The 26,114-nt window shown below is 71.0% G+C and carries 26 protein-coding genes; 18 read left to right on the top strand and 8 right to left on the bottom strand.

The window, feature by feature from the left end:
- The first annotated feature begins 18 nt into the window (after positions 1-18).
- Positions 19-558, top strand: a complete 540-nt coding sequence (locus E0493_RS08815; RefSeq protein WP_160936572.1) for a GcrA family cell cycle regulator — start codon at positions 19-21, stop codon at positions 556-558.
- Positions 559-653: 95 nt separating this feature from the next.
- Here the strand turns inward: E0493_RS08815 and phnE (E0493_RS08810) are convergent, their stop codons facing one another.
- The 6 genes from phnE (E0493_RS08810) to E0493_RS08785 all read right to left on the bottom strand — a co-directional run bounded on the left by phnE (E0493_RS08810) (position 654) and on the right by E0493_RS08785 (position 6,415).
- Positions 654-1,505 (bottom strand): phosphonate ABC transporter, permease protein PhnE, encoded by an 852-nt coding sequence (gene phnE / locus E0493_RS08810; RefSeq protein ID WP_235913666.1) that lies wholly within the window; start codon positions 1,503-1,505, stop codon positions 654-656.
- Position 1,506: 1 nt separating this feature from the next.
- Positions 1,507-2,403 (bottom strand): phosphonate ABC transporter, permease protein PhnE, encoded by an 897-nt coding sequence (gene phnE, locus E0493_RS08805; RefSeq protein ID WP_160936570.1) that lies wholly within the window; start codon positions 2,401-2,403, stop codon positions 1,507-1,509.
- 176 nt (positions 2,404-2,579) lie between these two features.
- Positions 2,580-3,551 (bottom strand): phosphate/phosphite/phosphonate ABC transporter substrate-binding protein, encoded by a 972-nt coding sequence (gene phnD / locus E0493_RS08800; protein WP_160936569.1) that lies wholly within the window; start codon positions 3,549-3,551, stop codon positions 2,580-2,582.
- A 49-nt stretch (positions 3,552-3,600) separates the two neighbouring features.
- The gene (gene phnC / locus E0493_RS08795) at positions 3,601-4,440 is read right to left on the bottom strand and encodes a phosphonate ABC transporter ATP-binding protein (protein ID WP_160936568.1); all 840 of its coding nucleotides are present in this window, start codon (positions 4,438-4,440) and stop codon (positions 3,601-3,603) included.
- Between the two features lie 93 nt (positions 4,441-4,533).
- Positions 4,534-5,439, bottom strand: coding sequence for an EamA family transporter (locus tag E0493_RS08790; RefSeq protein ID WP_160936567.1), 906 nt, complete (start codon positions 5,437-5,439; stop codon positions 4,534-4,536).
- 94 nt (positions 5,440-5,533) lie between these two features.
- Positions 5,534-6,415, bottom strand: a complete 882-nt coding sequence (locus tag E0493_RS08785) for a LysR family transcriptional regulator (protein WP_202397019.1) — start codon at positions 6,413-6,415, stop codon at positions 5,534-5,536.
- A 174-nt stretch (positions 6,416-6,589) separates the two neighbouring features.
- Between E0493_RS08785 and E0493_RS08780 the strand changes: the two genes are divergently transcribed.
- The 17 genes from E0493_RS08780 (at position 6,590) to E0493_RS08705 (ending at position 23,714) form a co-directional block, all read left to right on the top strand.
- Positions 6,590-7,309 carry an SIMPL domain-containing protein gene (locus E0493_RS08780; protein ID WP_160936566.1) on the top strand — a complete coding sequence of 240 codons (720 nt, stop codon included), beginning with the start codon at positions 6,590-6,592 and terminating at the stop codon, positions 7,307-7,309.
- Between the two features lie 543 nt (positions 7,310-7,852).
- Positions 7,853-8,407, top strand: coding sequence for a DUF1003 domain-containing protein (locus E0493_RS08775; RefSeq protein ID WP_202397006.1), 555 nt, complete (start codon positions 7,853-7,855; stop codon positions 8,405-8,407).
- Positions 8,408-8,513: 106 nt separating this feature from the next.
- The gene (locus E0493_RS08770) at positions 8,514-9,392 is read left to right on the top strand and encodes a DMT family transporter (protein WP_160936565.1); all 879 of its coding nucleotides are present in this window, start codon (positions 8,514-8,516) and stop codon (positions 9,390-9,392) included.
- A 128-nt stretch (positions 9,393-9,520) separates the two neighbouring features.
- Complete coding sequence (locus E0493_RS08765) at positions 9,521-10,252, top strand: class I SAM-dependent methyltransferase (protein ID WP_160936564.1); 732 nt, start codon at positions 9,521-9,523, stop codon at positions 10,250-10,252.
- Complete coding sequence (locus E0493_RS08760; RefSeq protein WP_160936563.1) at positions 10,252-10,593, top strand: ArsR/SmtB family transcription factor; 342 nt, start codon at positions 10,252-10,254, stop codon at positions 10,591-10,593. Before E0493_RS08765 ends, E0493_RS08760 begins: the two co-directional genes overlap by 1 nt.
- 318 nt (positions 10,594-10,911) lie before the next feature.
- Complete coding sequence (coxB, locus tag E0493_RS08755) at positions 10,912-11,766, top strand: cytochrome c oxidase subunit II (RefSeq protein WP_235913665.1); 855 nt, start codon at positions 10,912-10,914, stop codon at positions 11,764-11,766.
- Positions 11,767-11,811: 45 nt separating this feature from the next.
- Entirely contained in the window at positions 11,812-13,413 is a 1,602-nt protein-coding gene (ctaD, locus tag E0493_RS08750) for a cytochrome c oxidase subunit I (RefSeq protein ID WP_160936561.1), read from the top strand.
- A gap of 15 nt (positions 13,414-13,428) precedes the next feature.
- The gene (locus tag E0493_RS08745) at positions 13,429-14,385 is read left to right on the top strand and encodes a heme o synthase (protein ID WP_160936560.1); all 957 of its coding nucleotides are present in this window, start codon (positions 13,429-13,431) and stop codon (positions 14,383-14,385) included.
- The gene (locus E0493_RS23070) at positions 14,382-14,537 is read left to right on the top strand and encodes a hypothetical protein (protein WP_202397035.1); all 156 of its coding nucleotides are present in this window, start codon (positions 14,382-14,384) and stop codon (positions 14,535-14,537) included. The genes E0493_RS08745 and E0493_RS23070 overlap by 4 nt, the downstream gene beginning before the upstream one ends.
- A 34-nt stretch (positions 14,538-14,571) precedes the next feature.
- Complete coding sequence (locus E0493_RS08740; protein ID WP_160936559.1) at positions 14,572-15,201, top strand: cytochrome c oxidase assembly protein; 630 nt, start codon at positions 14,572-14,574, stop codon at positions 15,199-15,201.
- Positions 15,202-15,317: 116 nt separating this feature from the next.
- Positions 15,318-16,169, top strand: a complete 852-nt coding sequence (locus tag E0493_RS08735) for a cytochrome c oxidase subunit 3 (RefSeq protein WP_160936558.1) — start codon at positions 15,318-15,320, stop codon at positions 16,167-16,169.
- A 157-nt stretch (positions 16,170-16,326) separates the two neighbouring features.
- Positions 16,327-17,019, top strand: coding sequence for an SURF1 family protein (locus E0493_RS08730; protein WP_160936557.1), 693 nt, complete (start codon positions 16,327-16,329; stop codon positions 17,017-17,019).
- Entirely contained in the window at positions 17,016-18,506 is a 1,491-nt protein-coding gene (locus tag E0493_RS08725; RefSeq protein ID WP_160936556.1) for a carboxypeptidase M32, read from the top strand. Before E0493_RS08730 ends, E0493_RS08725 begins: the two co-directional genes overlap by 4 nt.
- A 231-nt stretch (positions 18,507-18,737) precedes the next feature.
- Positions 18,738-19,235 carry a winged helix-turn-helix transcriptional regulator gene (locus E0493_RS08720; RefSeq protein WP_160936555.1) on the top strand — a complete coding sequence of 166 codons (498 nt, stop codon included), beginning with the start codon at positions 18,738-18,740 and terminating at the stop codon, positions 19,233-19,235.
- Complete coding sequence (locus tag E0493_RS08715) at positions 19,225-20,568, top strand: MATE family efflux transporter (protein WP_235913664.1); 1,344 nt, start codon at positions 19,225-19,227, stop codon at positions 20,566-20,568. Before E0493_RS08720 ends, E0493_RS08715 begins: the two co-directional genes overlap by 11 nt.
- 110 nt (positions 20,569-20,678) lie before the next feature.
- Entirely contained in the window at positions 20,679-22,103 is a 1,425-nt protein-coding gene (locus E0493_RS08710; protein WP_160936554.1) for a M20 family metallopeptidase, read from the top strand.
- Positions 22,104-22,124: 21 nt separating this feature from the next.
- Complete coding sequence (locus tag E0493_RS08705; protein ID WP_160936553.1) at positions 22,125-23,714, top strand: ABC transporter substrate-binding protein; 1,590 nt, start codon at positions 22,125-22,127, stop codon at positions 23,712-23,714.
- Between the two features lie 80 nt (positions 23,715-23,794).
- Here E0493_RS08705 and lpxK read toward each other — a convergent pair whose 3' ends face one another.
- Positions 23,795-24,784, bottom strand: a complete 990-nt coding sequence (gene lpxK, locus E0493_RS08700) for a tetraacyldisaccharide 4'-kinase (RefSeq protein WP_160936552.1) — start codon at positions 24,782-24,784, stop codon at positions 23,795-23,797.
- Between the two features lie 22 nt (positions 24,785-24,806).
- Complete coding sequence (locus tag E0493_RS08695) at positions 24,807-26,111, bottom strand: 3-deoxy-D-manno-octulosonic acid transferase (RefSeq protein WP_160936551.1); 1,305 nt, start codon at positions 26,109-26,111, stop codon at positions 24,807-24,809.
- Positions 26,112-26,114 lie beyond the last annotated feature (3 nt).

The raw sequence follows: 26,114 nt of genomic DNA, 5'->3' as shown, positions 1-26,114 counted from the left end.
CAGGCTGGAGACCGGGCAATGGAGTGGACGGCGGAAGCGATTGAGACCTTGCGGGCACTCTGGGCGGAGGGGCACTCCACCGCCGAGATCGGGCGCCGCATGGGCATCTCCAAGAATGCCGTGGTGGGCAAGGCGCACCGGCTGAACCTGGCGGCGCGCCCCAGTCCCATCCGCCGCGAGGAAGCCGGCGCCGCCGCGCCCGCTCCCGTTGCCGCACCGGAGCCCGTGGCCGCGACGCCAGGCCCGGCGCCAGCGCCCACGCCGGCGGCCGCGCGTCCCGCGCCGGCTCCCGCGCCCGCGCTCTCCACGCTGCCGCCTGCCACGCAGCCGGTTGCCGCGCGTCCGCTGCCGCCTCGTCGTCCGGCCGCGCCGCCAACCGCGGTGGTGCGGCCCTTCCAGCGTGCCGGATCGCGCAGCTGCTGCTGGCCGATTGGCGAGCCTGGCACGCCCGAGTTCCGTTTCTGCACGGGGGAGGCGATCCCGGGGAAGCCCTATTGCCCCGAGCATGCCGCCGTGGCCTATGTGAAGGCCCGCGACCGCCGCGAGGATGCGGCCTGACGGAACGCCGAAAAGCCGGGGTCCCTTGCGTCCCGGCTTTTCCTGCCCGGCCATGCGCCTCGGCGCGCCGCTCCCTCGCGGCGAGCCCGCCCTTGTCAGGCCCGCGTGGCGGCGCTCCGCCCGATCAGCCGCTGCCGGATCAAGCCTGAGAGCAGGTCTATCGCGCTCACCGTCAGCACCATCAGGATGATGATGAAGGCCACTTCGTCCCAGTGCCGCACCTTGATGCGCTCGGCGATCTGCAGGCCGATGCCGCCCGCCCCCACCACGCCCAGAATGGCGGCGGAGCGGGTGTTGCTTTCAAAGAAGTAGAGCGCCTGCGCCAGCATCACCGGCAGGACCTGCGGCAGGATGCCGTAGCGGATGGCATGCAGCCGGTGCCCGCCCGAGGCGACGACGCCCTCGCTCGGCCGCTTTTCCGCGTTCTCGATCGCCTCGGCATAAAGCTTCGCCAGCACCGCGACGTCGCTGCTGAAGATGGCGAGCACCCCCGCCAGCGGCCCGAGGCCCACCGCGCGCACATAGGCCAGCGCCCAGATGAGCTGGTCCACGCCGCGCATCCCGTCGAAGATCCGCCGCACGGAAAAGCGCAGCAGCGCGGCGGTGACGATGTTGCGCGCGCCCAGGAAGCCGAGGGGCAGGGCCACCAGGCTTGCCAGCAGCGTGCCCAGAAAGGCCATCGCGACGCTTTCCGCCATGCCCTTCAGGATGTCCACCCACAGTTCGCCGGGGCTGGGCGGGATCATCAGGCGCAGGATGGTCAGCAGTCCCGTGAAGCCGTTCCACAGCCGCGTGGGCGTGATGTCGAACAGCCAGAAGCTCCAGGCGAGCCACGCCAGGAAGGCGGCGGCGCCGAGCCAGCGCAGGGCGCGGATGGACGGGGTCGTCCCGAAGGCGCGGGGTTCGCGTGCCTGCCAGATGGCGATGACGGAAGGCGGCGGCGTCATCTCAGCGCGCTCCCGCGGCATGGATCAGCCGGTGCCGCAGCCACTCGGACAGCAGGTCGATCAGCATGACCGACAGGATGACGAGCACAACAATGGCGCTGATTTCCTCATAGTAGTTGAAGGCGATGACCTGGTAGAGTTCCTGGCCGATGCCGCCGGCGCCGACGAAGCCGATCACGGTCGCGCCGCGCAGGTTGATCTCGAAGCGCAGCAGCGCATAGCTCAGCAGGTCGGGGGCAACCTGCGGCAGGATGGCGTAGCGGCAGGCCTGCGCCCAGTTCGCCCCGGAGGCACGCATGCCGTCCCAGGCCTGCATCGGCGCGTTCTCGATCACCTCGGAGAACAGCTTGCCCAGCGCGCCCGCCGTGTGCAGGCCGATCGCCAGGATGCCCGCGAGAGGGCCGACGCCGAAGGCCCAGACGAAGATCAGCGCATAGACGATCTCGGGCACCGTGCGCGTCGCTTCCAGGCCGCGCCGTGTCAGGTGGTGCATCCAGCGCGAGGGGGCGAGGTTGCGCGCCGCCGGGAAGGCCAGCAGCAGCGCCACCACCGTGCCGCCGAGCGTCGCGAGCGCCGCCATCTGCGCGGTCTGCAGCAGCAGCAGCAGCCAGGAATCAAGGCGATAGAACCAGAAGGCGAGGCTGCCTTCCGTGCCGGCCCCGGCAAGCAGCACCGGCAGGTGCAGCGTCGGCAGGATGCGCTGGAAATACTCGCCGATGCGCGGCAGCCCGGCTGCCAGCGAGGCGGGATAGAACTCGCTGAACCGGGCCGCCACCAGGAAGCCGGCGGCGACAAGGACGGCGGCCATCAGGCTTGCCCGGCGGCGCTGCCGGCGCAGGGCCTGATAGGCGGCCTCGCCGCGTTGCACGGCAGGCAGGTGGGCGGCAATGGCGTCCATGGGGCTCAAACCGGCGCGGTGCCGCCTTCTGGAATTGCGCAAGGATGCGGCTCGGCCGGACGGGCAGCGCCGCGGAACGGTCGGGAGGGGTGGCCCTCGACATGGCCGGGCCGCAGGAGGGACCGGGCGAGGCCGGTGCAGCCACGAGGAGGCGCCGCACCAGCCCGGCTTGTTCCTCAGCTCCGGCGGCGTCGCTCGGCCGCTTCCTCGCGGCGGAGCTGCACGATCGGCTCGAACTGCTCGTGGGTGATGCGGGCGTAGCCCTTGCCGCCGCCGCGCTCCACATCGGCATAGACCTTCGGGTATTCCGTCGGCAGGGCCAGATGGAAGTCGCTGAAATCCTTCTTGAAGCTGGCGGGCAGCGCCTTGCGCACCACCAGGGGGCCATTCGGGATGGGCCGCGACTTCCAGATGATGTTGAGGTCGGACATCTTCAGCATGCCCTTCTCGACCATGGCCCGCAGGTTGCCGCGGGTGAAGCCTTCCTCCTGCTCGCCGATGCCGGAAGCCCAGGTGCAGCAAGCGTCGTACTGCTTCTGCAGCACCGCGACGACGCCCTGCTCATGGCCGCCGGCGAAGCCGGTGCGGGAGAAGTATTCGTTGATGTTGATGCCCTGGCCGCGCAGCTCGGAGCGGGGGATCAGGTAGCCGGAGGTGGAGTTCGGGTCGGCCCAGGCCAGGGAATGCCCCTTCATCTGCTCCACGCTGGTGATGCCAGAGTCCTTTCGCGTCACCATGACGGAGATGTAGGAGATCGAGCCATCCTGCTCGACGGGGACCACCAGCGGCTCCACGGCGCCGTTGGTGTCCAGCCAGGTGCCGGCATAGCCGGAGGCGCCCATCGAGGACGCCTCGATCTGCCCGGCCGAGAAGGCCTGCATCACGCCTGCGTAGTCGGCGGCGGGGAAGAGGCGGGCGGGCACCTTGAAGGTGTCCTCGATCAGCTTGCGGTACTCCTCGAAGCGGCCGAGGCGGTCCGACTCGTTCTCTCCGCCAAGCAGGCCGATGCGGATCTGCGGCACCTCGCCGGCCCAGTCGCGCTTGCCGGGCTTCGGCATGGGGGCGGTATCGGTGCCCTCGGCGCGCGGCGCGGCGGGCAGCAGGGCGGCACCGGCCATCAGGCCGGCCAGGGTACGGCGCGTGATCATGACTTTACTCCTTGGCCTTCAGCCATGCGGCGGCTGGGGCGATGGGGGATCAGGCGGGCAGGGGGGCCACCCGGCCAGGGCTGGCCTGCCGGCCGGCGCTCCGGGCGGCGGCCGGCGCGGTGCTCTGCTCGTCGAACTCCGCCTCGGACACGCCGTAGATGTCGCGCAGCCGCGCGGCGGTGAGCTCGCCGGGGGCGCCGTCGAACATCACCCGTCCCGCCTGCAGCGCGACGATGCGGCCGCAGTACTCCCGGGCGGTTTCGAGGTGGTGCAGGTTGCAGAGCACGGTGATGCCGTCGCGCCGGTTCACGTCGCGCAGGGCGTCCATCACCGTGCGCGCGTTGCGGGGGTCGAGGCTGGCGATCGGCTCGTCGGCGAGCAGGATGCGCGGCTGTTGCATCATCGCCCGCGCGATCGCCACCCGCTGCTGCTGCCCGCCGGAGAGGGTGTCGGCGCGTTGCGGCGCCTGGCCGGCGAGGTCGAAGCGGTCCAGCGCCATCAGCGCCATGGCCCGCTCCTCGGCGGGGAAGCGCTTGAACAGGGTGCCCAGCGTGCCGAGCAGGCCGGGATGATGGTTCAGCCGCCCGACCAGCACGTTGGTCAGCACGTCGAGGCGCGGGACGAGGTTGAACTGCTGGAAGATCATGCCGCAGCGGGTGCGCCAGTCGCGCAGCGCCTGGCCGCGCAGGCGGGTGACCTCCTGGCCCTCGTGGAGGATGCGCCCCTCGGACGGTTCGGTCAGGCGGTTCACCATGCGCAGCAAGGTGGACTTGCCGGCGCCCGAGCGGCCGATGACGCCCACCATCTGCCCCGCGGGAATGCTCAGGCTGACGCCCGAAACCGCCGCGGTGGCGCCGAAGCGGCGTGAAAGGTTCTCAAGCTGAAGCATCCCTAGCCCCTTGCCGTCGCCGGGGCGTATAGGCCCGGCCGATGACAGGGCGATGACGCCGGGATGACATCCCGATGGAAGCGGGCCGGCCTGTCAGCGTCCGGCCAGCACCAGCACCACGCCGAAAACCACGACCAGGGCGCCCGCCACTTCGGCGCGGGTCATCGTCTCGCGCAGGTAGAAGCGGCTGAACAGCAGGGTGAACAGGATCTCGGTCTGGCCGAGGGCGCGCACCAGCGCGACGGGCGCCAGGGCGAAGCCGGTGAACCAGCAGGCCGAGCCAAGGGCGGAAAGCGCCCCCACCGGCAGGCTGTCCCGCCAGGTGCGGAACACGGCGCGGAACTGCTCCGGCTCCCGCCAGGCCAGCCAGCCGCCCTGCATGATCGTTTGCAGGATGTTGGCGGCCACCAGCGTCGTCAGGGCGCGCAGGATGGGATCGGGGTGCGGAAGTTCCTGGTTCGCGGCCTTGATCAGCACGGCGGTCAGCGCGAAGCCGGTGCCGGCGCTGAGCCCATAGAGGGCCGCCGGTTGCGCCGCGGCGCGCAGGAGGCCGCGCGGGCCGGTTTCCCGCCCGGCCAGGGAAAGGTGGAGCACGCCGCCCACGCCGATGGCGATGCCGAGCCAGGCAAGGGCGGAAATCCGCTCGCCCAGCAGCAGCAGCGCGAGGATGGCACCCTGCACGGCCTCCGTCTTCGCATAGGCGGTGCCGACCGCGAAGCCGCGCGCGCCAAAGGAAAGGATCAGCAGGTTGGTGGCCAGGATCTGCGCCAGGCCACCGGCCGCCACCAGTGCCATGAACGGAAGGGACGGGGCGGGCGGCGCCTGGCCGCTCAGGCCGCCATAGGCCAGCAGCAGCAGCAGGCCGAAAGGCACGCCGTAGAGGTAGCGCACCACCCCCGCCCCGTTCACCGAAAGCTGGCCGCGCAGCTTCTGCTGCTTGGCGGTACGCCAGGTCTGGAACAGGGCGGCGGAGAGGGTGACGGCGATCCAGAGCGGCATGGGAGTCCCAGCATGGCGAAGGCGGCCAGCTTAGGCAGCCCGGACGCGGCTGTTGAGGGGCGCCTCAGCTCCGGCCGCCTCAGCTCCGGCCGCCTCAGCTCCGGCCAAAGACGCCGGTGAAGGCGTCCGTCACCTGATGGCGGAACCAGCGTTCGGCGGGGTCACGGTCTTCCGCGTCGCTCCAGGCCAGGGCGTTGGGCAGCGGCGGCGGCGCGACCGGCGGCGCCTCACTGGACAGGCTGACGCGCAGCTTCAGCCGCTCCGCCACGAAATCCGGCACCGTGGCCACCAGGTCGCTGCCCGGAAGCGCCACCGAGAGCAGGCCGAAGGAGCTGACCCCCAGCACCACCCGGCGCGAGCGGCCCTGCTGGCGCAGCAGGGCGTCCACGAAGCCCTCGAGGTCGCCGCGCGGCGTCACCATGGCATGCTGGCGGGCGCAGAAGTCCTCGATCGAGCTGACTGGCGGGGTGGCCGGATCGCGCACCAGCACCCACTGGGCGTGGCGCAGGACGCGGATTCGCGCATTCGCCGGCAACTCCTCGCCGAGATAGCCCAGCGCGGTGCCGATCTCGCCGTGCAGCAGCAGGCCCGGCAGGGTACGGACGTCGCCGACGCGGACCGTGAGCTGGCACCACGGCGCCATCTCGCGCAGCCGTGCGAGCAGCGGCGGCAGGATCGCGTAAGCCACGGCATCGGTGCAGCCGAGGCGGAAGGTGCGGGAATCCCGCGCGGGGTCGAAGGGGCTGGCGGCGTGAAGGGCCGCGGCCAGGTCCTCCAGCCTTGGTGCGATCGAGTCGTAGAGCTGCTGGGCGCGGCCGGTCACGCGCAGCTCATGCCCCTCGCGCACCAGCAACGGGTCCTGGAACTGCTCGCGCAGGCGCTTCAGCCCGCCGGAGGCGGCGGGCTGCGACAGGAAGAGGCGCTCGCCCGCGCGGGTGACATGGCGCTCCTCCACCAGGGCCACGAAGAGGCGCAGGAGGTTGAGGTCGGGAAGGCGATCGGACGTGGCGATGGCTCCTTGCGGCGCGCGCCGGCGCTAATGGGCAGGCGCTACTGGGCAGGCGCGCGGCGGGCCGAAAGGAAATAGCTCCGCTTCACGCGCCCGCCCAGAGCTCCGATATGAGGCGCAGACGAGAGTGAGGAGTTCCGTATGACCCGACCTTTTCTCCCAAGGCTGGTTCTCCCGGCAGTGGCGTTCTGCGGCCTGCTGGCCGCGGGCGGCGCCTGGGCGCAACAGGCTCCGGCTCCTGAAGCCGGAATCGAGGCGGGAACGGTGCTGACGCTCTCGGAAGCGGCGGAGGTGCTGCGTGCGCCCGACGAGGTGCGCGCCACGTTGCGGGTGGAGGCGCGAGGCGCCAGCGCGGCCGCGGTGCAGGCGCAGGTGAACGGCGCGATGGCCGGGGCCCTGGAGCAGGCGCGGGCAGTTCAGGGCGTGCAGGCCAGCACCGGCGGCTACTGGACCGGCCGCAACGAAGAGAAGCGCGACTGGACCGCCACCCAGGCGCTGATACTGCGCGGCACCGAGCCGGCGCCGCTGCTTGACCTCGCCGGCAAGCTCCAGGCGCAGGGCCTCGCGATGGGCGGGCTGGACTGGATGCTTTCCCGCCCGCTGGAGGTGGAGGCCCGCAAGGAGGCCGGTCGGATGGCCATCGAGGCGTTGCGGCAACGGGCGGAGGCGGTGGCGGCGCAACTCGGGCTGCGCGTTGCGCGGCTGAGCAAGCTGCAGGTGGAGGTGGCCAGCCAGCCGATGCCCCGCATGCGGGTCGCGATGATGGCGGCGCGCCAGGAAGCGGCTCCGCCTCCCGTTTCCGCGCCGGAGGCGGTGCCCGTGAGCGCCACGGCCAGCGGCGAGTTCCTCCTGCGGCCCTGAAGGGACGCCGGGAACCCTGAAGCCGCACAGGGAACCGGCAATCCGGTTTTGCGGCGCGGCATGGAACGTGCTAGCACCCTGATCGCGAAATTTTTTGCACTTCGCGATCAGGGTGCTAGCCCTTGTTTTCAATGGCCTGCTGGTCCGTTGCCTTCGTGGGTGGACCCACGAGCTTCGCGGGCAGGACACCAGAGGCCCTGCCGTTGCCGCGCCGCCTCACCCACCTGTCGAGTCGGCGAGGCACCGGCTTATGAGGAACACGATGGAACCTGGCAGTAGTCGAACCACCTGACGGCGTCCGGCATCCCAGCCGCAGCGCCGTTTCGCGCAGCGCTTGGATCCAGGAACAGTTGGCAGGGGCGGCACCGCCATGGCCCATCTTCCCTTTCTCCCTCATCGTCTCTCGCGTCCCCGGGCAAGCGGACGTTCCCGATCGCGCTGACGCGCGGACGCCGCGCGGCACAGGCCGCGCCGGCCCGCGCGTCGCACGCTCGGAAACAAGGAACCGCCAGCCCCGCAATCCCTCACCTGAAGGGGGACGCCGTGAACGACATCATCGAGACCCAGGCCGAAGTCCGCCAGCTCGCCCAGGCGCTGCTGCGCCGTGGCAAGGCGCCGCTCACGCCGCGCGAGCGGCGGATGATCGAGCGCATCGCCCGCCGCGCCCAGGTGCACGACCTGAACGACGAGCTTGAGGAGCGCCTGACCTTCGGGGAGCGTCTGGCCGAGCGCGTCACCACCTTTGGCGGTTCCTGGCGCTTCATCCTGGGCTTCGGCGTGTTCCTCGGAATCTGGGCGCTGTTCAATGCGCTGGTGCTGGCCGAGCACGCCTTCGACCCCTATCCCTTCGTGTTCCTGAACCTGGTGCTGTCCATGCTGGCGGCCTTCCAGGCGCCCCTCATCCTGATGTCGCAGAACCGGCAGGCGGCACGCGACCGGGCGGCGGCGGAGCTCGACTACGACACCAACCTCCGTTCCGAGACCCATATCCTGACGGTGCTGGAGAAGATGGATGCGCTGCAGGCGCGGCTCGACGCGCTGGTGGCCGAGCGTGAAGCGCCGAAGCGGCCGGCGCGCCTGCACGCCGACGCCGCCTGAACGCGGGAGGCGGGAAGGGGGCCTACCCTCGCTCGTTCGACACGCGGAAAATGTTACCGCCGCACGCCTGCCACGGTTCCGCTGCGGCTGGCATGATGCGGGCGACATGCCCGCCATTCTCATCGGTGTCGCCCTGCAGCTCGCCGCGGTCGCCTTCTTCGTGGCGATGGACACCACCACCAAGCTGATGGCCGCCGAGTATGCCATCGGCCAGCTCATCTTTGCGCGCTTCCTCGGCCATGTGCTGCTGGTCGCGCTGCTGCTGCGGGTGTTCACCGGCTCGCTGCCCTGGCGTTCGCGCGCCCCGGGGCTGCAAGCGCTGCGCAGCCTCTGCCTGGCCTCGGCCAACTACCTGTTCTCGCACGCCCTCGCGCATGTGCCGCTGGCCGACGCCACGGCGGTGAACTTCGCCTCGCCGCTGTTCACCGTGGCGATGGCGGCGGTCTGGCTGCAGGAGAAGGTGAGCCCGCGCCGCTGGCTGGGGGTGGCGGTGGGGCTGGTCGGCGTCGGGGTGGCGCTGCGGCCTCCCTTCCTGACCGGCGGCCCGGTGCCGCACTGGGCCATCGTGCTGCCGCTCGGGACGGCCTTCCTCTACGGGGTCTACCAGATCCTGACCCGCAAGCTGGCGGCGGTGGACGATCCGCGCACCACCATTCTGCACACCGGCCTCGCCGCCTCGGCGGTGACCGCGCTCGCGCAACCCTTCGTGTGGCAGACGCCGGCCGGCTGGGGCTGGGGCGGGCTGCTGGCGCTGGGGGCGCTGGGAGCGGTGGGGCACGGCCTGCTGGTGCTCGCCTTCGCCCGCGCCCCGGCCAGCCTGCTCGCGCCGATGAGCTACACGCAGCTGATCTGGGCCGTCCTGGCCTCCATGCTGGTGTTCGGCGACCAGCCGGACCGCTTCACCCTGCTTGGGGCGGCCATCATCGCGGTGGGTGGCCTTCTGGTCGCCTGGCCCTCGCGGCAGGCGGCGCGGCGCGCGGCGTAACCCCGCGCCGGCGGGTGCATGGCAACAATGTGACTGCTCCTCCCGCGACCGCGCGGAAGTTTGGCCATCACGCGGGTGCTTGCGCCAGGGGCGGCAAGCGGGTAGCGGGAGGCTGGCGAGGACAGGGAATGGCCACGACACTCGAAACACCGCGCGAGCAGGCGGTCGATCAGGCGCTGCGGGACCATCCGCGCGCCGCACTGGATGCCAATTCGGTCAGGGAAGCCTATCGTCGCTGGGCGGGGGTGTACGATGCCGTTTTCGGCGGCGTCTCCTCCTTTGGCCGACGCAGGGCTGTGGCGGCGGTGAACCGCCTGCCCGGGACGCGGGTGCTGGAAGTGGGGGTGGGGACCGGTCTGGCCCTGCCACGCTACCGTCCGGAGAAGCGCGTCATCGGCATCGATCTTTCGCGCGACATGCTGCTGAAGGCGCAGGAGCGGGTTCAGAACGAGCAGCTGACGCATGTCGAGGGGCTGCTGGAGATGGACGCCGAGTCGATGGCGTTCCAGGACGGCGCCTTCGACATCGCGGTGGCGATGTTCACCGCCAGCGTGGTGCCGGACGCGAAAAGGCTCTTCACCGAGATGCAGCGCGTGGTGCGACCGGGCGGGCACCTCCTGTTCGTCAACCACTTCGCCGCCGAGGCGGGGCCGCGCTGGTGGGTGGAGCGCACCATGGCACCGCTCTCCCGCCTGCTCGGCTGGCACCCGGATTTCGCGTTCAGCGACCTGTTCGACCGCGAGGCGGTGCAGGTGGAGGCGATGGAGCCCTGCCGCCCGGGTGGCCTGTTCACGCTGGTGCATTTGCGCAACGCCGCGCCGTCGGTGACGCTGGGCGAACGGGCCGCCGCGGCGGCCTGATGCGCCCGCCGGCCACGAGGGCATCCATCGCCGAGGACCAGGTCGTCGAACTGGCGGAGATGTTCCGGCTGATGAGCGACCCGACCCGGCTGCGGATCATCCTCGCCTGTCTCGACGCGCCTGCTCCCGTTGGCGCGATGGCCGATCGGATCGGCATTTCCGGCAGCCTGGCCTCGCACCACCTGCGGTTGCTGCGCGCGGCGCGGCTCCTGCAGGCGGAGCGACGCGGGCGGCAGGTTTTCTATGCCGTCACCGATGCGCATGTGCGCTCCATGCTGGGCGACATGGTGGACCATGTCAGCGAGGACGAGGCGGAGCCGGACGGTTCCGCCGCAGGCTGACGCGCGAGCCGATTCTGCGGAATGGGCGGCTTTTCCGGCGTGTAAATCCGCCTGAATCCAGGATGCTTGCGGTTGGGCGGCGTGCCCTCACTTGTGCGGGGCGGGGAGGCGCGACTATGGTCCCGCAGAACGCCTCACTCTACGCTTAGGGGAGAGGCCGGCCTTTGCCGTGCGGTGCGGCTGAGGCCAGAAATGGCGCGTTGCGCGCCGGCGTCCGGACCATCGGGGCGCACGGATTACGAGCGGACGGGATAGGGAATGCGGCGGTCGATCGTTTCGCGCTTCGCGGGCTTGTTCGCCACCTTTGGCGTGGCTGGAATGTCTCTGCACGGGGCCTCCGCCCTGGCGCAGGAGGCCGGTGCGGCGGGGCAACCCATGGTGGGCGCCCCGCATGCCTGGGCCTTGGGCCTGCAACCCGCCGGCGGGGTGGTCAAGGAGGCGATCCATGACTTCAACCAGCTGGTGCTCTGGATCATCATCGTCATCACCGCCTTCGTGGGTGCGCTGCTGGCCTGGGTGATCTGGCGCTATCGCGCCGAGAAGAACCCCGTGCCCTCGCGCACCAGCCACCACACGCTGCTGGAAGTGGCCTGGACCGTGCTGCCGGTGCTGATCCTGGTGGTCATCGCCATCCCCTCCTTCCGCCTGATCTACTGGGAGGACCGGGCGGTGGACGCCGAGGTGACGGTGAACGTGACCGGCCGGCAGTGGTACTGGCACTATGCCTACCCCGACCAGGGCAACTTCGCCTTTGACAGCTACCCGATCCAGGAAGCCGATCTGAAGCCCGGCCAGTTGCGCAACCTGACCGTGGACGAGCCGCTGGTGATCCCGGTTGACACCAACATCCGCGTCATCACCACCGGACAGGACGTGATCCACAGCTTCTTCGTGCCGAGCCTCGGCGTGCAGAAATACACGATCCCGGGCCGGACGATGGAAACCTGGATGCGCGCCGACCGGGTCGGCACCTTCTATGGCCAGTGCAATCAGATCTGCGGCACCAACCACTGGTTCATGCCGATCGTGGTGCGCGCCGTGCCCAAGGCGGAGTTCGAGGCCTGGACGGCGGCGGCGAAGCAGCGCTTCGCGCAGGTTGGCGGCGCGCCGGCGGTGGCAACGGCCGGCAAGGCCGAGGCCGACACCACGCAGCTGGCGGATCTGCGCCGCTAAGGCGGCGCTTACGGGACGGTTCGAGATCGAGCGGGACGGATAAACATGGCGACCGCGTCACATACGCATGACGAGCATGGCCACGGCCATCACGACCACACGCCCGGCTTCGTGGCGCGCTGGTTCTTCAGTACCAACCACAAGGATATCGGGGTCCTCTACCTGATCTTCGCGGTGGTCGCGGCTTTCGTGGGCGTTGGCCTCAGCCTGCTGATGCGCATCGAGCTGCAAAGCCCGGGCATGCAGATCTTCGCCGATGGCCAGGCCTGGAACGTGGCGGTGACGGCGCATGGCGTGGTCATGGTGTTCTACGTGATCATGCCGGCGCTGATCGGCGGCTTCGGCAACTACTTCGTGCCGATCATGATCGGCGCGCCGGACATGGCCTTCCCGCGCCTCAACAACATCTCCTTCTGGCTGCTGGTGCCCGCGCTGATGCTGGCGGTGGGCAGCCTCTTCGTGGGCGGCGCGGGCACGGGCTGGACGCTCTACCCGCCGCTGTCCAACGCCACCTACCAGAGCGGCATCGGCCCCGACATGGCGCTGTTCAGCCTGCACCTGGCGGGCGCCAGCTCGATCCTGGGCGCGGCCAACTTCATCACGACCATCTTCAACATGCGCGCCCCCGGCATGACGCTGCACAAGATGCCGCTCTTCGTGTGGGGCATGCTGGTCACCGCCTTCCTGCTGCTGCTCTCGGTGCCCGTGCTCGGCGGCGCCATCACCATGCTGATCACCGACCGCAACTTCGGCACCGCCTTCTTCGACCCGGCCGGCGGCGGCGACCCGGTGCTGTTCCAGCACCTGTTCTGGTTCTTCGGCCACCCCGAAGTCTACATCATGATCCTGCCCGGCTTCGGCATCATCTCCCACGTGCTCTCCACCTTCAGCCGCAAGCCGATCTTCGGCTATCTCGGCATGGCCTATGCCATGGTGGCGATCGGCGTGGTCGGCTTCGTGGTCTGGGCGCACCACATGTTCACCTCCGGCATCTCGGTGGACACGCGGGCCTACTTCATGGCCGCGACCATGGTCATCGCCGTGCCGACGGGCATCAAGATCTTCTCCTGGATCGCCACCATGTGGGGCGGCTCCATCAGCTTCAAGACGCCGATGCTGTTCGCCATCGGCTTCATCTTCCTGTTCACCGTGGGTGGCGTGACCGGCGTGAAGCTGGCCAATGCCAGCGTGGACGTCATCCTGCACAACACCTACTACGTGGTGGCGCACTTCCACTACGTGCTGTCGCTGGGCGCCGTGTTCTCCATCTACGCCGGGTTCTACTACTGGATCGGCAAGATGAGCGGGAAGCAGTACCCGGAGTTCTGGGGCCAGGTCCATTTCTGGATGACCTTCGTCGGCGTGAACCTGACCTTCTTCCCCATGCACTTCCTGGGGGCCCAGGGCATGCCGCGCCGCTACCCGGACTATCCGGACGCCTTCGCCGGCTGGAACATGGTGGCCAGCATCGGCGCCTATATCTCGGTGGCGTCCTTCGTCGTGTTCCTTTATGTCTGCTACCGCACCTTCACCAGCAAGGAGCAGGCTGCGGCGAACCCCTGGGGCGAGGGCGCCACGACGTTGGAATGGCAGGTTTCCTCTCCGCCGCCCTTCCACACCTTCGACGAGCTGCCCCGCATCCGCTGAGGCTGAATTGGGCTGATGAGCGATAGCGCGATCAACACGGGGGGGGCGGGAGCCCCCCTCTCCACTTCCGGCGAGCTTGACCTGAGCGAGGTGCGCGACTGGATCGCGCTGCTCAAGCCCCGCGTCATGTCGCTGGTGGTCTTCACCGGGGCCGTCGGGCTCATTGTCGCGCCGGGACGCATGCACCCGGTGCTGGCGCTCACCGCCATCCTCTGCATCGCGGTGGCGGCCGGCGCCTCGGGCGCCATCAACATGTGGTACGACCGCGACATCGATGCGGTCATGCGCCGCACGGCGAACCGGCCGATTCCCGCCGGGCGCATCCAGCCGCGCGCCGCGCTCGCCTTCGGGGTCTTCCTGGCGCTGGCCTCCGTGGTCGTGATGGGGCTGGCCACCAACCTGGTAGCCGCGCTCGTGCTGGCCGGCTCGATCGGCTTCTACGTCTTCATCTACACCATGTGGCTGAAGCGGCGGACGCCGCAGAACATCGTCATCGGCGGCGCCGCCGGCGCCTTCCCGCCGATGATCGGCTGGGCCGCCGTCACGGGCCATGTCTCGGTCGAGGCGGTGGTGATGTTCGCCATCATCTTCTTCTGGACGCCGCCGCATTTCTGGGCGCTCTCGCTGTTCGCCAGCGGCGACTATGCGCGCGCCGGGGTGCCGATGCTGCCGGTGGTCGCGGGCGCGAAGGAAACGCGCCGGCAGATCTGGCTCTACTCGCTGCTGCTGGCGCCGCTCGGGCTGCTGCCCACGGTCATCGGCATGGCGGGGCTGGCCTATGGCGCGGCGGCGCTGGTGCTTGGCGGGTTCTTTCTCGACGCCATGTGGCGCGTGAAGCGCGACGCGCAGGATGAGCAGGGCCGCAGCCTGACGCAGGAGGCGCCGGCGCGTGCCGCCTTCAAGTTCTCGATCGTCTATCTGTTCATGCTGTTCGCGGCGCTGGCGGCCGACCGCCTGCTGTTCGGCGCATGAGCGGCAGGGGCACGCCGGACGGCATGACGGAGGAGGAGAAGCGCGCCTTCGTCCGCCGTCGCCGCGGCCGGAACTGGGCGGTGCTGATCGCGCTGCTCGCCCTGGTGGCGCTGTTCTACTTCGTCGCCATGGCACGCATGTCGGTCCACTGAGCCGGGCCGGAAGATCAACGGAGGAGCGCTCGCCTTGCCTGCCACGGATCCCAACCTCGCGCGGCGCAACCGCCGTGTCGGCATCGTCGCCGCCGGCATGGTGGGCGGCATGCTCGGGCTCTCCTTCGCGGCGGTGCCGCTCTACTCGGTGTTCTGCGCCGTGACGGGCTATGGCGGCACGCCGCAGATCGGCGGCACGGCGCCTGGCGCCAGCGAGCGGGTGGTGACCGTCCGTTTCAACGCCAACACCCATCCCGGCCTGCCCTGGAAGTTCGAGGCGGGCCAGAACAAGATGGAGGTCAAGGTGGGGCAGGAGGCGCTGGCCTTCTACACCGCCGCGAGCGCCGGCAGCACACCCACCACGGGCGTCGCCACCTACAACGTCACGCCCGAGATCGTCGGGCCCTATTTCCACAAGGTGCAGTGCTTCTGCTTCGATCAGCAGACGCTGCAGCCCGGCCAAAAGGCCGAGATGCCGATCTCGTTCTGGGTGGATCCCAAGATCGCCGACGATCCCTCCGCGCGCGAGGTGCGCACCATCACGCTCAGCTACACCTTCTTCCGCACTCTGGAGGATGCCGAGCGCGCCGGTGCCCTGGCCAAGGCGGGCCCGCATGTCGGCAAGCAGCGGGATGCCTCCCTGGCCCCGCCGGCGGCACGGTGAGAGGCTTGATCCAGGCCGCGTTTTGAGGATTGATGGGGCGCGTGTAACGAGGCGCAACGGTGCCGGTCCGAGCCGGTTCCTTGGCTGTATTCAAGTTCCCTGAGTCAGGAAGTCACATGGCCAGCAGCAACATGACGGTGGATGCGGAAGCGCCGCCCCTTCACAAGCATCCCTATCACCTGGTCGATCCCAGCCCCTGGCCGCTGGTTGCCTCCTTTGCCGCGGGCCTGATGCTGTTCGGCATCATCCTCTGGGCGCGGGAAGGCGTGCACTGGGCCTTCACGCTGGGCTTGCTCGGCGTCCTGACGGCGATGTTCTTCTGGTTCCGCGACGTGGTGCGCGAGGCGCGGACGCCCGGCGTGCACACCCCTGTGGTGCGCATCGGCATGCGCTACGGCATGGCGCTGTTCATCGCCTCCGAGGTGATGTTCTTTGTCGCCTTCTTCTGGGCCTATTTCCACTTCGCCCTTTATCCGGAGCACGTTGCCGGCGCGGCGAAGGCGGTCTGGCCGCCGGCCGGCATCCACACCTTCGATCCCTTCCACCTGCCGCTGCTGAACACGCTGATCCTGCTGCTCTCCGGCTGCACCGTGACCTGGGCGCACCACGCCCTGCTGGAGAACAACCGGAAGGACATGCTGCTCGGCCTCGGACTGACCGTGCTGCTGGGGATCTGCTTCACCTCCTTCCAGGCGCTGGAGTATTCCGAGGCACCCTTCGCCTTCTCGGGCGGCGGCATCTATCCCTCGGTCTTCTTCCTCGCGACCGGCTTCCACGGCTTCCACGTCATTGTCGGCACCATCTTCCTGGCCGTGTGCTGGTTCCGCGCGCGCGCCGGGCAGTTCACGCCGCAGCGCCATTTCGGCTTCGAGGCGGCGGCCTGGTACTGGCACTTCGTGGACGTGGTCTGGCTGTTCCTCTTTGTCTTCATCTACGTCTTCGGCGCCGGCGGAGTCGCCGAGCACTGAGCCGGCCGCGGCCCCGCTTCCTGGGCGGGGCCGCGCCGCGCATCCCGTAGGGACGGCCGGGGCATGCCGGCCCCTTTTCCCTTCCCGCATCGCCAGCCCGGCTCCGCTTCCGCTCCGCGCGCTGCGCCGGGCGCCGGCCATGGCTGGAGCCTTCCGCTTGAAACGCTGGCGCCGTCTCGTCGTCCCTTTGCTGGTCACCCTGCCGGTGCTAGCCATCCTGCTCGGCCTCGGCACCTGGCAGGTGCAGCGGCTGCACTGGAAGACCGACCTCCTGGCCCGTCTGGCTGCCGCCCAGGCCGGCCCTGCGCAGCCGCTCACCGCGAATCCGGAACCCTGGACCAAGGTTTTCGCCACCGGCCGCCTGCTGAACGACAGCGAGGCGCTGATCGGGCTGGAAGTGCGGAACACCGTGCTTGGCGCGCATCTCCTGGTGCCGCTGCGGCGGGAGGACGGGCCGCCGCTGCTCGTCAACCGCGGCTGGGTGCCGCTGGAGCGCCGCACGCCCATCGACCACCCGGAGGGCGAGGTGCGGGTGGAGGGCTACGTCCGCCCCGGCGAATCGGCCGACATGTTCAGCGCCACCGACGATCCGGCCGGGCGCCGCTTCTATACGCTTGATCCGGCCGTGATCGGCCCCGCCCTCGGCCTGCCGGACGTCGCACCCTTCGTTTTGGTGGCGCTGGCACCGCCCACGCTGCCGCCGGATGCCCTGCCACAGCCGGCGCGCAGCTTCCCCCAGCCGCCCAACAACCATCTTGGCTATGTTGTCACGTGGTATGGGCTGGCATTGGCCCTTGTCGGCGTTTTCGCCACCTGGGCCTATCGCCGCCTCAAGGAGCCTGAAGAATGAGCGCCTCCGCCACCGCTGCCTATGGGCGCCTGAAGGCCCGCTTCGCCCGGATCGCCATCCTGGGCGAGGCGCAGGCCATGCTGCACTGGGACGCGGCGGCGGTGATGCCACCCGGTGGCGCCGCAGCGCGCGGCGAGCAGCTCGCCACCCTGAGCGGCCTCGCGCATGAGCTCATGACGGCACCCGGAATGGCCGCCGACCTCGCCGAGGCGGAGGCGGGCGGCGACTGGGAGGGCGCCAACCTCGCCCTGATGCGCCACGCCCATGCCCGTGCCGTGGCGCTGCCCACCGAACTCGTGGAGGCCTCCGCCCGTGCCAATGCCGCCTGCGAGACGGTGTGGCGGGAGGCCCGTGCGCAGTCCGACTTCGGCCGCGTCGCGCCCTATCTGGCCGAGGTGGTGAGGCTGCAGCGGGGGACAGCGGCTGCGCTTTCCGCCGCCACCGGCCTCGCGCCCTATGACGCCTTGATGGAAGGCTATCAGCGCGGCATCGGGGCGGCCGACGTGGAGCCCATCTTCGCCGCCTACGAGGCCTTCCTCGCCGAGGCGCTGCCGCGTGCCGAGGAGCGCCAGGCCCGGCAGCCCGCGCCGGTGCTGCCGCAGGGGCCATTCCCGGTCGCCACGCAGCAGGCGCTGTGCCGCGAGATGTCGGCGCGGGCGGGGCTGGACTTCGAGCACGCCCGGCTGGACGAGAGCCTGCACCCCTTCTGCGGCGGCACGCCGACCGACGTGCGGATCACCACCCGCTACACGCCCGAGGCCTTCGCCCAGGCGCTGCTCGGCGTGCTGCACGAGACCGGGCATGCGTTGTACGAGCGCGGGCTTCCCCCGGCCTATGCCCATCAGCCCGTGGGCGAGGCGGCGGGCATGGCGGCGCATGAGTCGCAGAGCCTGATCGTCGAGATGCAGGCCAGCCGGTCGGATCCTTTCCTGCGGTTCCTCGGGCCCAAGCTGCACGCGGCCTTCGGCGGCGAGGCGGCAGCCTACGCGCCGGAGAATCTGGCCCGGCTCTGGCGGCGGGTGGAGCGCGGCTTCATCCGTACCGAGGCGGACGAGCTGACCTACCCCGCCCATGTCATCCTGCGCTTCCGGCTGGAGCGCGCGCTGATTGGCGGCGACCTCGCCGTGGCCGACCTGCCCGCCGCCTGGAACGACGGCTTCACCCGGCTGCTCGGCCTGACCCCGCCGGACGACGCCCGCGGGTGCCTGCAGGACATCCACTGGCATGACGGTGCCTTCGGCTATTTCCCCTCCTATACGCTGGGGGCGATGGCGGCGGCGCAGCTCATGCGGGCGGCGCGCATCGCCGTGCCCGGGCTGGACGAGGCGCTGGCGCGGGGCGAGTTGGCGCCGCTCACCGGCTGGCTGCGGCAGCACGTGCACTCCCAAGGCTCGCGCCTCGGCTTTCAGGACCTGATGCGCGCCGCCACAGGCAAGCCGCTCGACCCGGCGGATTTCACCGCACATCTGACCGAACGCTACCTTTAGAGCAGATCCCGTTCCCATGGCATCATCGGGACGGGTGGAGATGCTGCCAAAACAAACGGCTAAAGCATTTCGCGTGAGTCAGAGCGAACGGAAAATGCTCCAGGCGGCGGAAGCCCCGAGAGACGCGGCTTTCCGGGCCTCGCGCCGGAGGGCCAGGCCCTCCGCGAAGCGACTTGCATCGTGCAAGCAAGAAATGCTTGCATGATGCAAGTCCGAGCAGGGAACCTGCCCATGGTCCAGACCGACTTTTCGCTCATGCGCTGCCCGGTGGCGCGCTCCATGTCCGTGCTTGGCGAACGCTGGGCCATCCTGGTTTTGCGTGAGGCCTTCTACGGCACGACCCGTTTCGAGGAGTTCGAGCGGCACCTCGGCATCGCGCCCAACATTCTGAGCGCGCGGCTGGCGAAGCTGGTGGAGCACGGTCTGCTGGAGCGCGTGGCGGCCAGCGGCAGGGGTGCGCGCCATCAGTACCGCCTGACCGGAAAGGGCCGCGACTTCTTTCCGGCCTATGTTGCCTTGAAGCGCTGGGCCGACCGCTGGATGACGGACCCCTCCGGCCCGCCGGTGCTGCTCGTTGAAGCGGTGACGGGCGAGGAGGTGCGCTCGCCGCCGCTGATCGGCTCGGGCGGAGCGCCGCTCTGCCCCGAAGATGTCCGCGTGCTGCCTGGCCCGGGCGCCGGAGAACGGATGCGCCGCCGCTTCGCCGGAGCGGGAGGCGATGATGCCTGACGCCATCGCCGTCGCCGCCCCGGCCCCGGCTTCGGCCGTCCTGCGCCGCATCCTGGCGCTGGCGGCGCCCACCAGCCTCGTTGCCCTGTTGCAGGTCGGGGCGCAACTCGCCGAAACCTGGCTGGCGGCGCGGCAAGGCACGGCGGCGCTGGCCGGCTGGGCCGTCGTGCTGCCTTTCGCGCTGCTGCTGCAGCAGATGTCGGCCGGCGCCATGGGCGGCGGCGTGGTCGCCGCCATCGCGCGTGCCCTCGGTGCCGGCCGGCCGCAGGATGCGGCGGCGCTGGTGCTGCATGCGGTGCTGATCGCCGTCACGGTGGGCGGCATCTTCGCCCTGGCGCTGGCTGGCTTCCCCGCTGCGCTGCTCGGGCTGATCGCGCCCTCGGCGGCCGCGGCCGGCGCGCCCTATGCCGCCTGGCTGTTCGGCGCCGGCGCGGTGCCGGCCTGGCTGGCGAATACGCTGGCCTCCGTGTTGCGCGGTGGCGGCAAGCACGCGTTGGCGGCGCGGGTGCTGGCGCTCGCCTGGCTGGCCTATCCGCCGCTGGCCTGGGCACTGGCGGAGCCGCTCGGCATGGGGCTGCCCGGCCTGGGCGCCGGCTTCGCGATTGTCTTCTGGGCCGCTGCCCTCGTCATGGCTGCGGTGGTGCTGCGTGGCGGCGCCGGCTTCACGCCCACGCTTCGCGTCCGGCCCCAGGCGACGCTGTTCCGCCGCATTCTCTCGGTCGGGCTGGTCGCCTGCGCGCTCGCCACCATCGCCAACCTGACGACCATCCTGGTGACGGCGCAACTCGCGCGGCATGGCCCGGCGGCGGTTGCCGCCTATGGCATTGCCGCGCGACTGGAGTTCCTGACCATCCCGCTCGCCTTCGGCGTCGGCTCGGCACTGACGGCATTGGTCGGGCGCGCCGCCGGGGCGGGGGAATGGGCGGCCGCCCGGCGAACCGCCTGGACCGGCGGCCTGCTGGCACTCGGCGTGGCCGGTTCGGCGGGGCTGGCGGTCGGGCTCGCGCCCGGCGCCTTTGCCGGCACCTTCACGGGGGATGCCGCCGTTGCCGCCATCGCGGCGCGTGGCCTCTCCTTCACCGGCCCGGCCTTCGGCGGCTTCGGCCTGGGCATGGCGCTGTACTTCGCGGCGATGGGCGCGGGGCGGATGCGCGGACCGGTGCTCGCCGCGCTGGCGCGCATCGGGCTGGCGGTGGGTGGCGGCTGGCTGCTGGCCAACCCGCTGGGCCTTGGGCTGGATGGGCACTTCATTGGCGTCGCCCTCGGCATCACCGCCTATGGCCTGATCACCGCCGCCTCGGTGCGGCCTGGCGTCTGGCCGGGGCGGGCCTGAGAGCCGCCGCCGGCAGCAGGGCGGGGGGATGCTCGCCCCGCGCCCTGGCCGGGCCTATGATGGGGGCGTGGATGGCGCCCTGACGGGCGGGCGCCTGGGAAAAGGCCTGCATGGACAACACCGAAGAGATCTGGCGCCACGTCGAGACGAAGCGCCCGCGGTTCTCCGAACTCAGCGACCAAGTCTGGGCCACGCCGGAACTGAACTACGCCGAGCAACGTTCCGCCGCCGCCCATGCCGAAGCGCTGCGGGCGGAGGGTTTCCGCGTCACCACCGGCGTCGCCGGCATCCCGACGGCGGTAATGGGGGAGGCGGGCGAGGACGGCCCGGTCATCGCCATCCTCGGTGAGTACGATGCGCTGCCCGGCCTGTCGCAGGAAGCGGGCGTCGCCGAGCACCGGCCGCTCGAGAATGGCGGCAGCGGCCATGGCTGTGGCCACAACCTGCTTGGCGCCGCCTCCCTGCTGGCCGCCGCAGCGGTGAAGGACTGGCTGGCCGAAAATGGCCTCAAGGGCCGCGTGCGCTACTACGGCTGCCCCGCCGAGGAAGGCGGCTCCGCCAAGGGCTTCATGGTCCGCGACGGCGCCTTCGACGACGTGGACATCGCCATCTGCTGGCATCCGGCGGCCTTCTCCGGCGTCAACAAGCCGCGTTCGCTGGCCTGCATGGAGGTGGATTTCTCCTTCATCGGCCGCTCCAGCCATGCCGCCGCCGCGCCGCATCTCGGCCGCAGCGCGCTGGATGCCGTCGAGCTGATGAATGTCGGCGTCAACTACATGCGCGAGCACATGCCGAGCCACGCGCGCATCCACTACGCGCTGCAGGATGCCGGCGGCATCGCGCCCAACGTGGTGCAGGGCAAGGCGCGGGTGCGCTATCTCGTGCGCTCGCAGACCATGGCCGAGGTGCTGGCGCTGCTGGAGCGCGTCCGCAAGATCGCCCAGGGCGCCGCGCTGATGACCGAGACCCGCGTCACCGACCGCGTGCTGAGCGCCGATGCCGAGCTGGTGGCCAACCCCCCGCTGGAGCAGGCCATGGAGGAAAACTTCCTCCGCCTCGGGCCGCCGCGGTTCGACGAGGCGGACAAGGACTTCGCCCGCCGGATGCAGGCGACCTTCACGCCGGACGAGATCGAGAGCGCCTATCGCCGCGCCGGGCTGGCGCCGCTCCCCGGCGAGGTGCTGGCCGAGCGGCTGGTGCCGCTTTCGGCCCCCGAGCCGGCCGGGGTGGGCTCCACCGATGTCGGCACGGTGAGCTGGAAGGTGCCGACCGTGCAGGCGCGCGGCGCCACCTACGCGATCGGCACGCCCGGCCATTCCTGGCAGCTTGTGGCGCAGGGCAAGGCGCCGGCGGCGCACAAGGGGCTGGAGCACGTCGCCAAGATCATGGCCGGCACCGCCGTGGACCTGTTCCAGGACCCTGGCCTGGTGGCGCGCGCCAAGGCCGACCACGCCGCCCGCACCGCCGAGATGCCCGACGTCTTTCCCATCCCGAAGGACGTCCCGCCGCCGCTCGACATGGCCGGCGGCCACTGACCCGATCCGGACCTCGCAGCCATGACCTCATTCCGCACCGCCCTGAACCGCTTCGTCCTGGCGCCGGCCTTCGCGGCCGCGCTGCTGGCGGGGGCCGCCTCCGCCGCCGAGCTGCGCATCGGCCTCGCCGCGCCGGTGAGCACCATTGACCCGCACTTCGCCAACGCTACGCCGAACTCGGCCTTCGGGCGGCACATCTTCGAGGCGCTGGTGGCCCGCGGCGCCGATGGCCGCGTGGCGCCTGGCCTGGCCGTCTCCTGGACGGCGCTGGAGGACAATCTCTGGGAGTTCAAGCTCCGTCCCGGCGTGAAATGGCACGACGGCCAGCCCTTCACCGCCGATGACGTGATCTTCTCCTTCGGCCGCGTGCCCAACGTGCCGAACAATCCCGGCAGCTATGCCGGCAACCTGCGCAGCCTCGCCAAGGCGGAGGCGGTGGACCCGCTGACGCTGCGCATCACCACCTCCGCGCCGAACCCGAACCTGCCGCTCGACCTCAGCGCCATCGCCATCGTCTCGCGCCATGCGGGCGAGGGGGCGACCACCGCCGACTTCAACAGCGGCAAGGCGGCGATCGGCACCGGCCCCTACCGCTTCGTCAGCTACGCTCCCGGCTCGACCCTGGCCGTGGAGCGCAACCCGGACTGGTGGGGCCAGAAGCAGGACTGGGACAAGGTCAGCTTCCGCATCATCACCAATCCCGGGGCACGCACGGCGGCGCTGCTCTCGGGCGACGTGGACATGATCTCCGCGCCCTCCACCTCGGACCTGCCGCGGCTGCGGCAGGAGGCGGAGGTGCGCATCTTCGAGCGGCAGGGCGCGCGCTCGCTGTTCCTTTCGCCCGATTTCAGCCGCAACGGCGAGGAGCCCTTCCTCACCGGCAACGACGGCAAGCCGCTGCCGAAGAACCCGCTGCTCGACCTGCGGGTGCGGCAGGCGCTCTCGCTGGCGATCAACCGGCAGGCGCTGGCCGAGCGGGTGCAGCAGGGGATGGCCGAGCCGACCGGCCAGTGGATGCCGCCCGGCGCCTTTGGCTACAACCCGAACATCCCGGTGCCGAAGCCGGACCCTGAGACGGCGCGCCGCCTGCTGGCCGAGGCCGGCTACCCGCAGGGCTTCCGCCTGACGCTGCATTCCAGCGGCGACCGTTATCCCGGCGACGCCCAGACGGCGCAGGCGGTGGCGCAGATGTGGACGCGCATCGGCGTCGCCACCTCGGTCGAGACGCTGCCCTTCGCCACCTGGCTCAGCCGGCTGTCCAAGCAGGAGTTCTCGATGGTGCAGAACAGCTGGGGCAGTTCCTCGGGCGAGGCCGGCAGCGCGCTGCTGAACATCGTCCACAGCTACGACCACGACAAGCGCCTGGGCGCCAGCAACGACACGCGCTACGCCAACCCGGCGCTGGACCGGCAGATCGAGGAAGCGCTTTCCACCATGGACCCGGCGCTGCGCGAGAAGCGCCTCGCCGACGCCGTGGCGGCGGCGGTCAAGGACCTGCCGCTGATCCCGATGATCATGTACAAGAACGCTTGGGCCGTGCGCCGTCCGCTGACCTACGAGGCGCGGATGGACGAGCAGACCCTCGCGATGGGCGTCGGCCACGAGAAATGACCGGCGGCGGGAGTTCCGTCGCCCAGGCTAGCCGGGGATGAACAAGGGGCCGGGGGGATGCGTCCCCCGGCCCATTTCTTTCAGGCCGGCACGGGTACGCGCTGCGCGAGCGGATCGAGCAGCGCCTCGATGGAGACCGGCTCCTCCCATTCCAGCTTCACGCTCAGCACGGTCACGCGGTTGCGGAAGGCGGGCGGGATGCGGACATAGTCCTTGCGCGTCGTCACCGGGATGGCGCGCAGCGCCTCGGCCTGCGCGAGGAGATCCCGCATGTCGCCGGCGTCGAAGGGGTAGTGGTCGGCATAGGCGACGCGCCCTGCCAGCACCGCTCCGGCCTGCTGCAAGGTGGTGAAGAACTTGCGCGGGTTGGCAATGCCGCAGAAGGCGAAGACCGGCTGCCCGGCGAGCAGCTCGGCCTCGGGCCCGGGGGCCAGCCGGGCGCGCAGCACCGGCAGGCCGGGCGGCAGCGCGGCGGCGGCGCCGGTTTCGTCCTCGCCGATCAGCACGGCGGCGCGGCAGCGCGCGGCGGCGGCGGCAACCGGCTCGCGCAGCGGGCCGGAGGGAATGATGTACCCGTTGCCGAACCCGTAGCTGCCGTCGATGACCAGCAGCGAAAGGTCCTTCTCCAGCGTGGGATTCTGCAGCCCGTCATCCATCACGATGGCCTGGGCGCCGGCCCCGACGGCGGCGCGCGCGCCGGCGGCGCGGTCGGCGGCCACCCAGGTCGGGCGGGTGGCGGCCAGCAGCAGGGCCTCGTCGCCCACCGCCTGGCTGTCGTGCTGGGCGGCGTCCACCCGCACCGGGCCCTTCAGCTTGCCGCCATAGCCGCGCGTCAGGAAATGCGTCGAGACACCGCGGTTGGAGAGACGCTGGCCGAGGTCGAGCGCCACGGTGGTCTTGCCCGCGCCACCGGCCGTGGCGTTGCCGCAGCAGATGACGGGGATCGGCGCGCGCCAGCCCGGCCGGGCCATGCGGCGCGCGGTCGCGGCCGCGTAGAGCGCCGCGATGGGGGACAGCAGCAGGGGCGCGATTCCCCCGCTGCCCCCGCTCCAGAAGTCGGGGGCACGCATCCGGCTCGAACCCGTCCTTTCCCTACTCCCCGCGCGATACCGGCGGCGTGCCGGCTGCGGGGCGCATCATGTCCAGGATTGCCGTGGCCAGCCGCCCGGGGAGATGGGCGGCATCGGCGGCGACATCCGCCGCGGCACAGGTCATGGCCTGTGCGCGGCATGAATTCGTTAGCACGGTTGAGGCGGCCTCGGCCAGCGTGGCGGCATCCGTCACGCGCAGGGCGCCGCCGGCGGCTGCCAGGGCATCGGCCATTTCCCGCACATGCTCGGTATGCGGACCAAGCAGGATCGGGCAGCCCAGCCGTGCTGGCTCCAGCGGGTTGTGGCCGCCCTTCGGCACGAGCGTGGCGCCGACCAGCGCCACCCCCGCCAGGCGGAAGAACAGCCCCATCTCGCCCAGCGTGTCGGCGAGATAGACCTCCTGCTCCGGACCCGGCAGACCGCCGGCGCTGCGCCGGCTGAACGGAAGCGGCGCGATCAGGTCGGCCACCTGGTCGCCACGCTGCGGGTGGCGCGGGGCGATGATGGTGAGCAGGCCCGGCAGCCGGTCCCGCAGCAGGCGGTGCGCGTCCAGCGCCGCCGCCTCCTCGCCCGCATGGGTGCTGGCGGCGAGGAACACCGGGCGTGCGCCGACCAGGGCACGCAGGCGGGCGAGTTCGTCCGGGTCGGCGGGCGGCGGCTCGGCGGCGGCCTTGAGCTGCCCCCAGAAGGCGGCCTCCGTGGCGCCGAGGCCGCGCAGCCGGGCGGCGTCGTCCTCGCTCTGCGCCACCACCAGGCGGAAGCGGCCGAGCATTTCCCGCGCCAGCGCCGGCGCCCAGCGCCAGAGCCGCGCCGAACGGGGGGAGAGGCGGGCGTTCACCAGCGCCGCCGGAATGCCACGCTGCGCCAGCGCCGCCGTGAGGTTCGGCCAAAGCTCGCTTTCAACGAAAACCGCACCGTCCGGCTGCCAGCCGTCAAGAAAGGCGGCCGCCCAGCGGGGCACGTCCAGCGGCACGAAGCGGTGGGTAACGCGCCCCGCGAGGATGGGCGGAAGGCGCTGCCGCAGCAGCGAGGCGGCGGTGACGGTGCCCGTGGTCAGCAGCAGGTGCAGATCCGGCGCGCGTTCGGCCAGCGCGGCGAGCAGCGGGATCAGGGAGAGGGATTCGCCCACGCTGGCGGCGTGCAGCCAAAGCAGCGGACCCGGCGGCCGGGCGGCGCCGAGGCCGCGTCGCTCGCCCAGCCGTTCCGGGATCTCCTTGCCCTGGCGCGCGCGAAGGCGCAGCCAGAAAGGCAGCACCGGCGCCAGCCCGGTGCCGATCAGCCGTCCGGCATGTCCCGCCAGGCTCATGCG

Source organism: Teichococcus coralli, assembly GCF_009829925.1.
In the GTDB taxonomy this organism is placed as follows: Bacteria; Pseudomonadota; Alphaproteobacteria; order Acetobacterales; family Acetobacteraceae; genus Pseudoroseomonas; species Pseudoroseomonas coralli.
Note: the sequence above shows the minus strand (reverse complement) of the source record. Positions and strands in the feature narration are given on the sequence as shown.

Coding starts and splice junctions, on each gene's coding strand:
- phnE (WP_235913666.1), bottom strand. CDS start 1,505: ATGACGCCGCCGCCTTCCGTCATCGCCATCTGGCAGGCACGCGAACCC.
- ctaD (WP_160936561.1), top strand. CDS start 11,812: ATGGCGACCGCGTCACATACGCATGACGAGCATGGCCACGGCCATCAC.
- E0493_RS08710 (WP_160936554.1), top strand. CDS start 20,679: ATGGACAACACCGAAGAGATCTGGCGCCACGTCGAGACGAAGCGCCCG.
- E0493_RS08790 (WP_160936567.1), bottom strand. CDS start 5,439: ATGCCGCTCTGGATCGCCGTCACCCTCTCCGCCGCCCTGTTCCAGACC.
- E0493_RS08770 (WP_160936565.1), top strand. CDS start 8,514: ATGCCCGCCATTCTCATCGGTGTCGCCCTGCAGCTCGCCGCGGTCGCC.
- phnE (WP_160936570.1), bottom strand. CDS start 2,403: ATGGACGCCATTGCCGCCCACCTGCCTGCCGTGCAACGCGGCGAGGCC.
- E0493_RS08715 (WP_235913664.1), top strand. CDS start 19,225: ATGATGCCTGACGCCATCGCCGTCGCCGCCCCGGCCCCGGCTTCGGCC.
- E0493_RS08765 (WP_160936564.1), top strand. CDS start 9,521: ATGGCCACGACACTCGAAACACCGCGCGAGCAGGCGGTCGATCAGGCG.
- lpxK (WP_160936552.1), bottom strand. CDS start 24,784: ATGCGTGCCCCCGACTTCTGGAGCGGGGGCAGCGGGGGAATCGCGCCC.
- E0493_RS23070 (WP_202397035.1), top strand. CDS start 14,382: ATGAGCGGCAGGGGCACGCCGGACGGCATGACGGAGGAGGAGAAGCGC.
- E0493_RS08745 (WP_160936560.1), top strand. CDS start 13,429: ATGAGCGATAGCGCGATCAACACGGGGGGGGCGGGAGCCCCCCTCTCC.
- E0493_RS08760 (WP_160936563.1), top strand. CDS start 10,252: ATGCGCCCGCCGGCCACGAGGGCATCCATCGCCGAGGACCAGGTCGTC.
- E0493_RS08735 (WP_160936558.1), top strand. CDS start 15,318: ATGGCCAGCAGCAACATGACGGTGGATGCGGAAGCGCCGCCCCTTCAC.
- E0493_RS08720 (WP_160936555.1), top strand. CDS start 18,738: ATGGTCCAGACCGACTTTTCGCTCATGCGCTGCCCGGTGGCGCGCTCC.
- E0493_RS08695 (WP_160936551.1), bottom strand. CDS start 26,111: ATGAGCCTGGCGGGACATGCCGGACGGCTGATCGGCACCGGGCTGGCG.
- E0493_RS08725 (WP_160936556.1), top strand. CDS start 17,016: ATGAGCGCCTCCGCCACCGCTGCCTATGGGCGCCTGAAGGCCCGCTTC.
- E0493_RS08705 (WP_160936553.1), top strand. CDS start 22,125: ATGACCTCATTCCGCACCGCCCTGAACCGCTTCGTCCTGGCGCCGGCC.
- coxB (WP_235913665.1), top strand. CDS start 10,912: ATGTCTCTGCACGGGGCCTCCGCCCTGGCGCAGGAGGCCGGTGCGGCG.
- phnC (WP_160936568.1), bottom strand. CDS start 4,440: ATGCTTCAGCTTGAGAACCTTTCACGCCGCTTCGGCGCCACCGCGGCG.
- phnD (WP_160936569.1), bottom strand. CDS start 3,551: ATGATCACGCGCCGTACCCTGGCCGGCCTGATGGCCGGTGCCGCCCTG.
- E0493_RS08780 (WP_160936566.1), top strand. CDS start 6,590: ATGACCCGACCTTTTCTCCCAAGGCTGGTTCTCCCGGCAGTGGCGTTC.
- E0493_RS08815 (WP_160936572.1), top strand. CDS start 19: ATGGAGTGGACGGCGGAAGCGATTGAGACCTTGCGGGCACTCTGGGCG.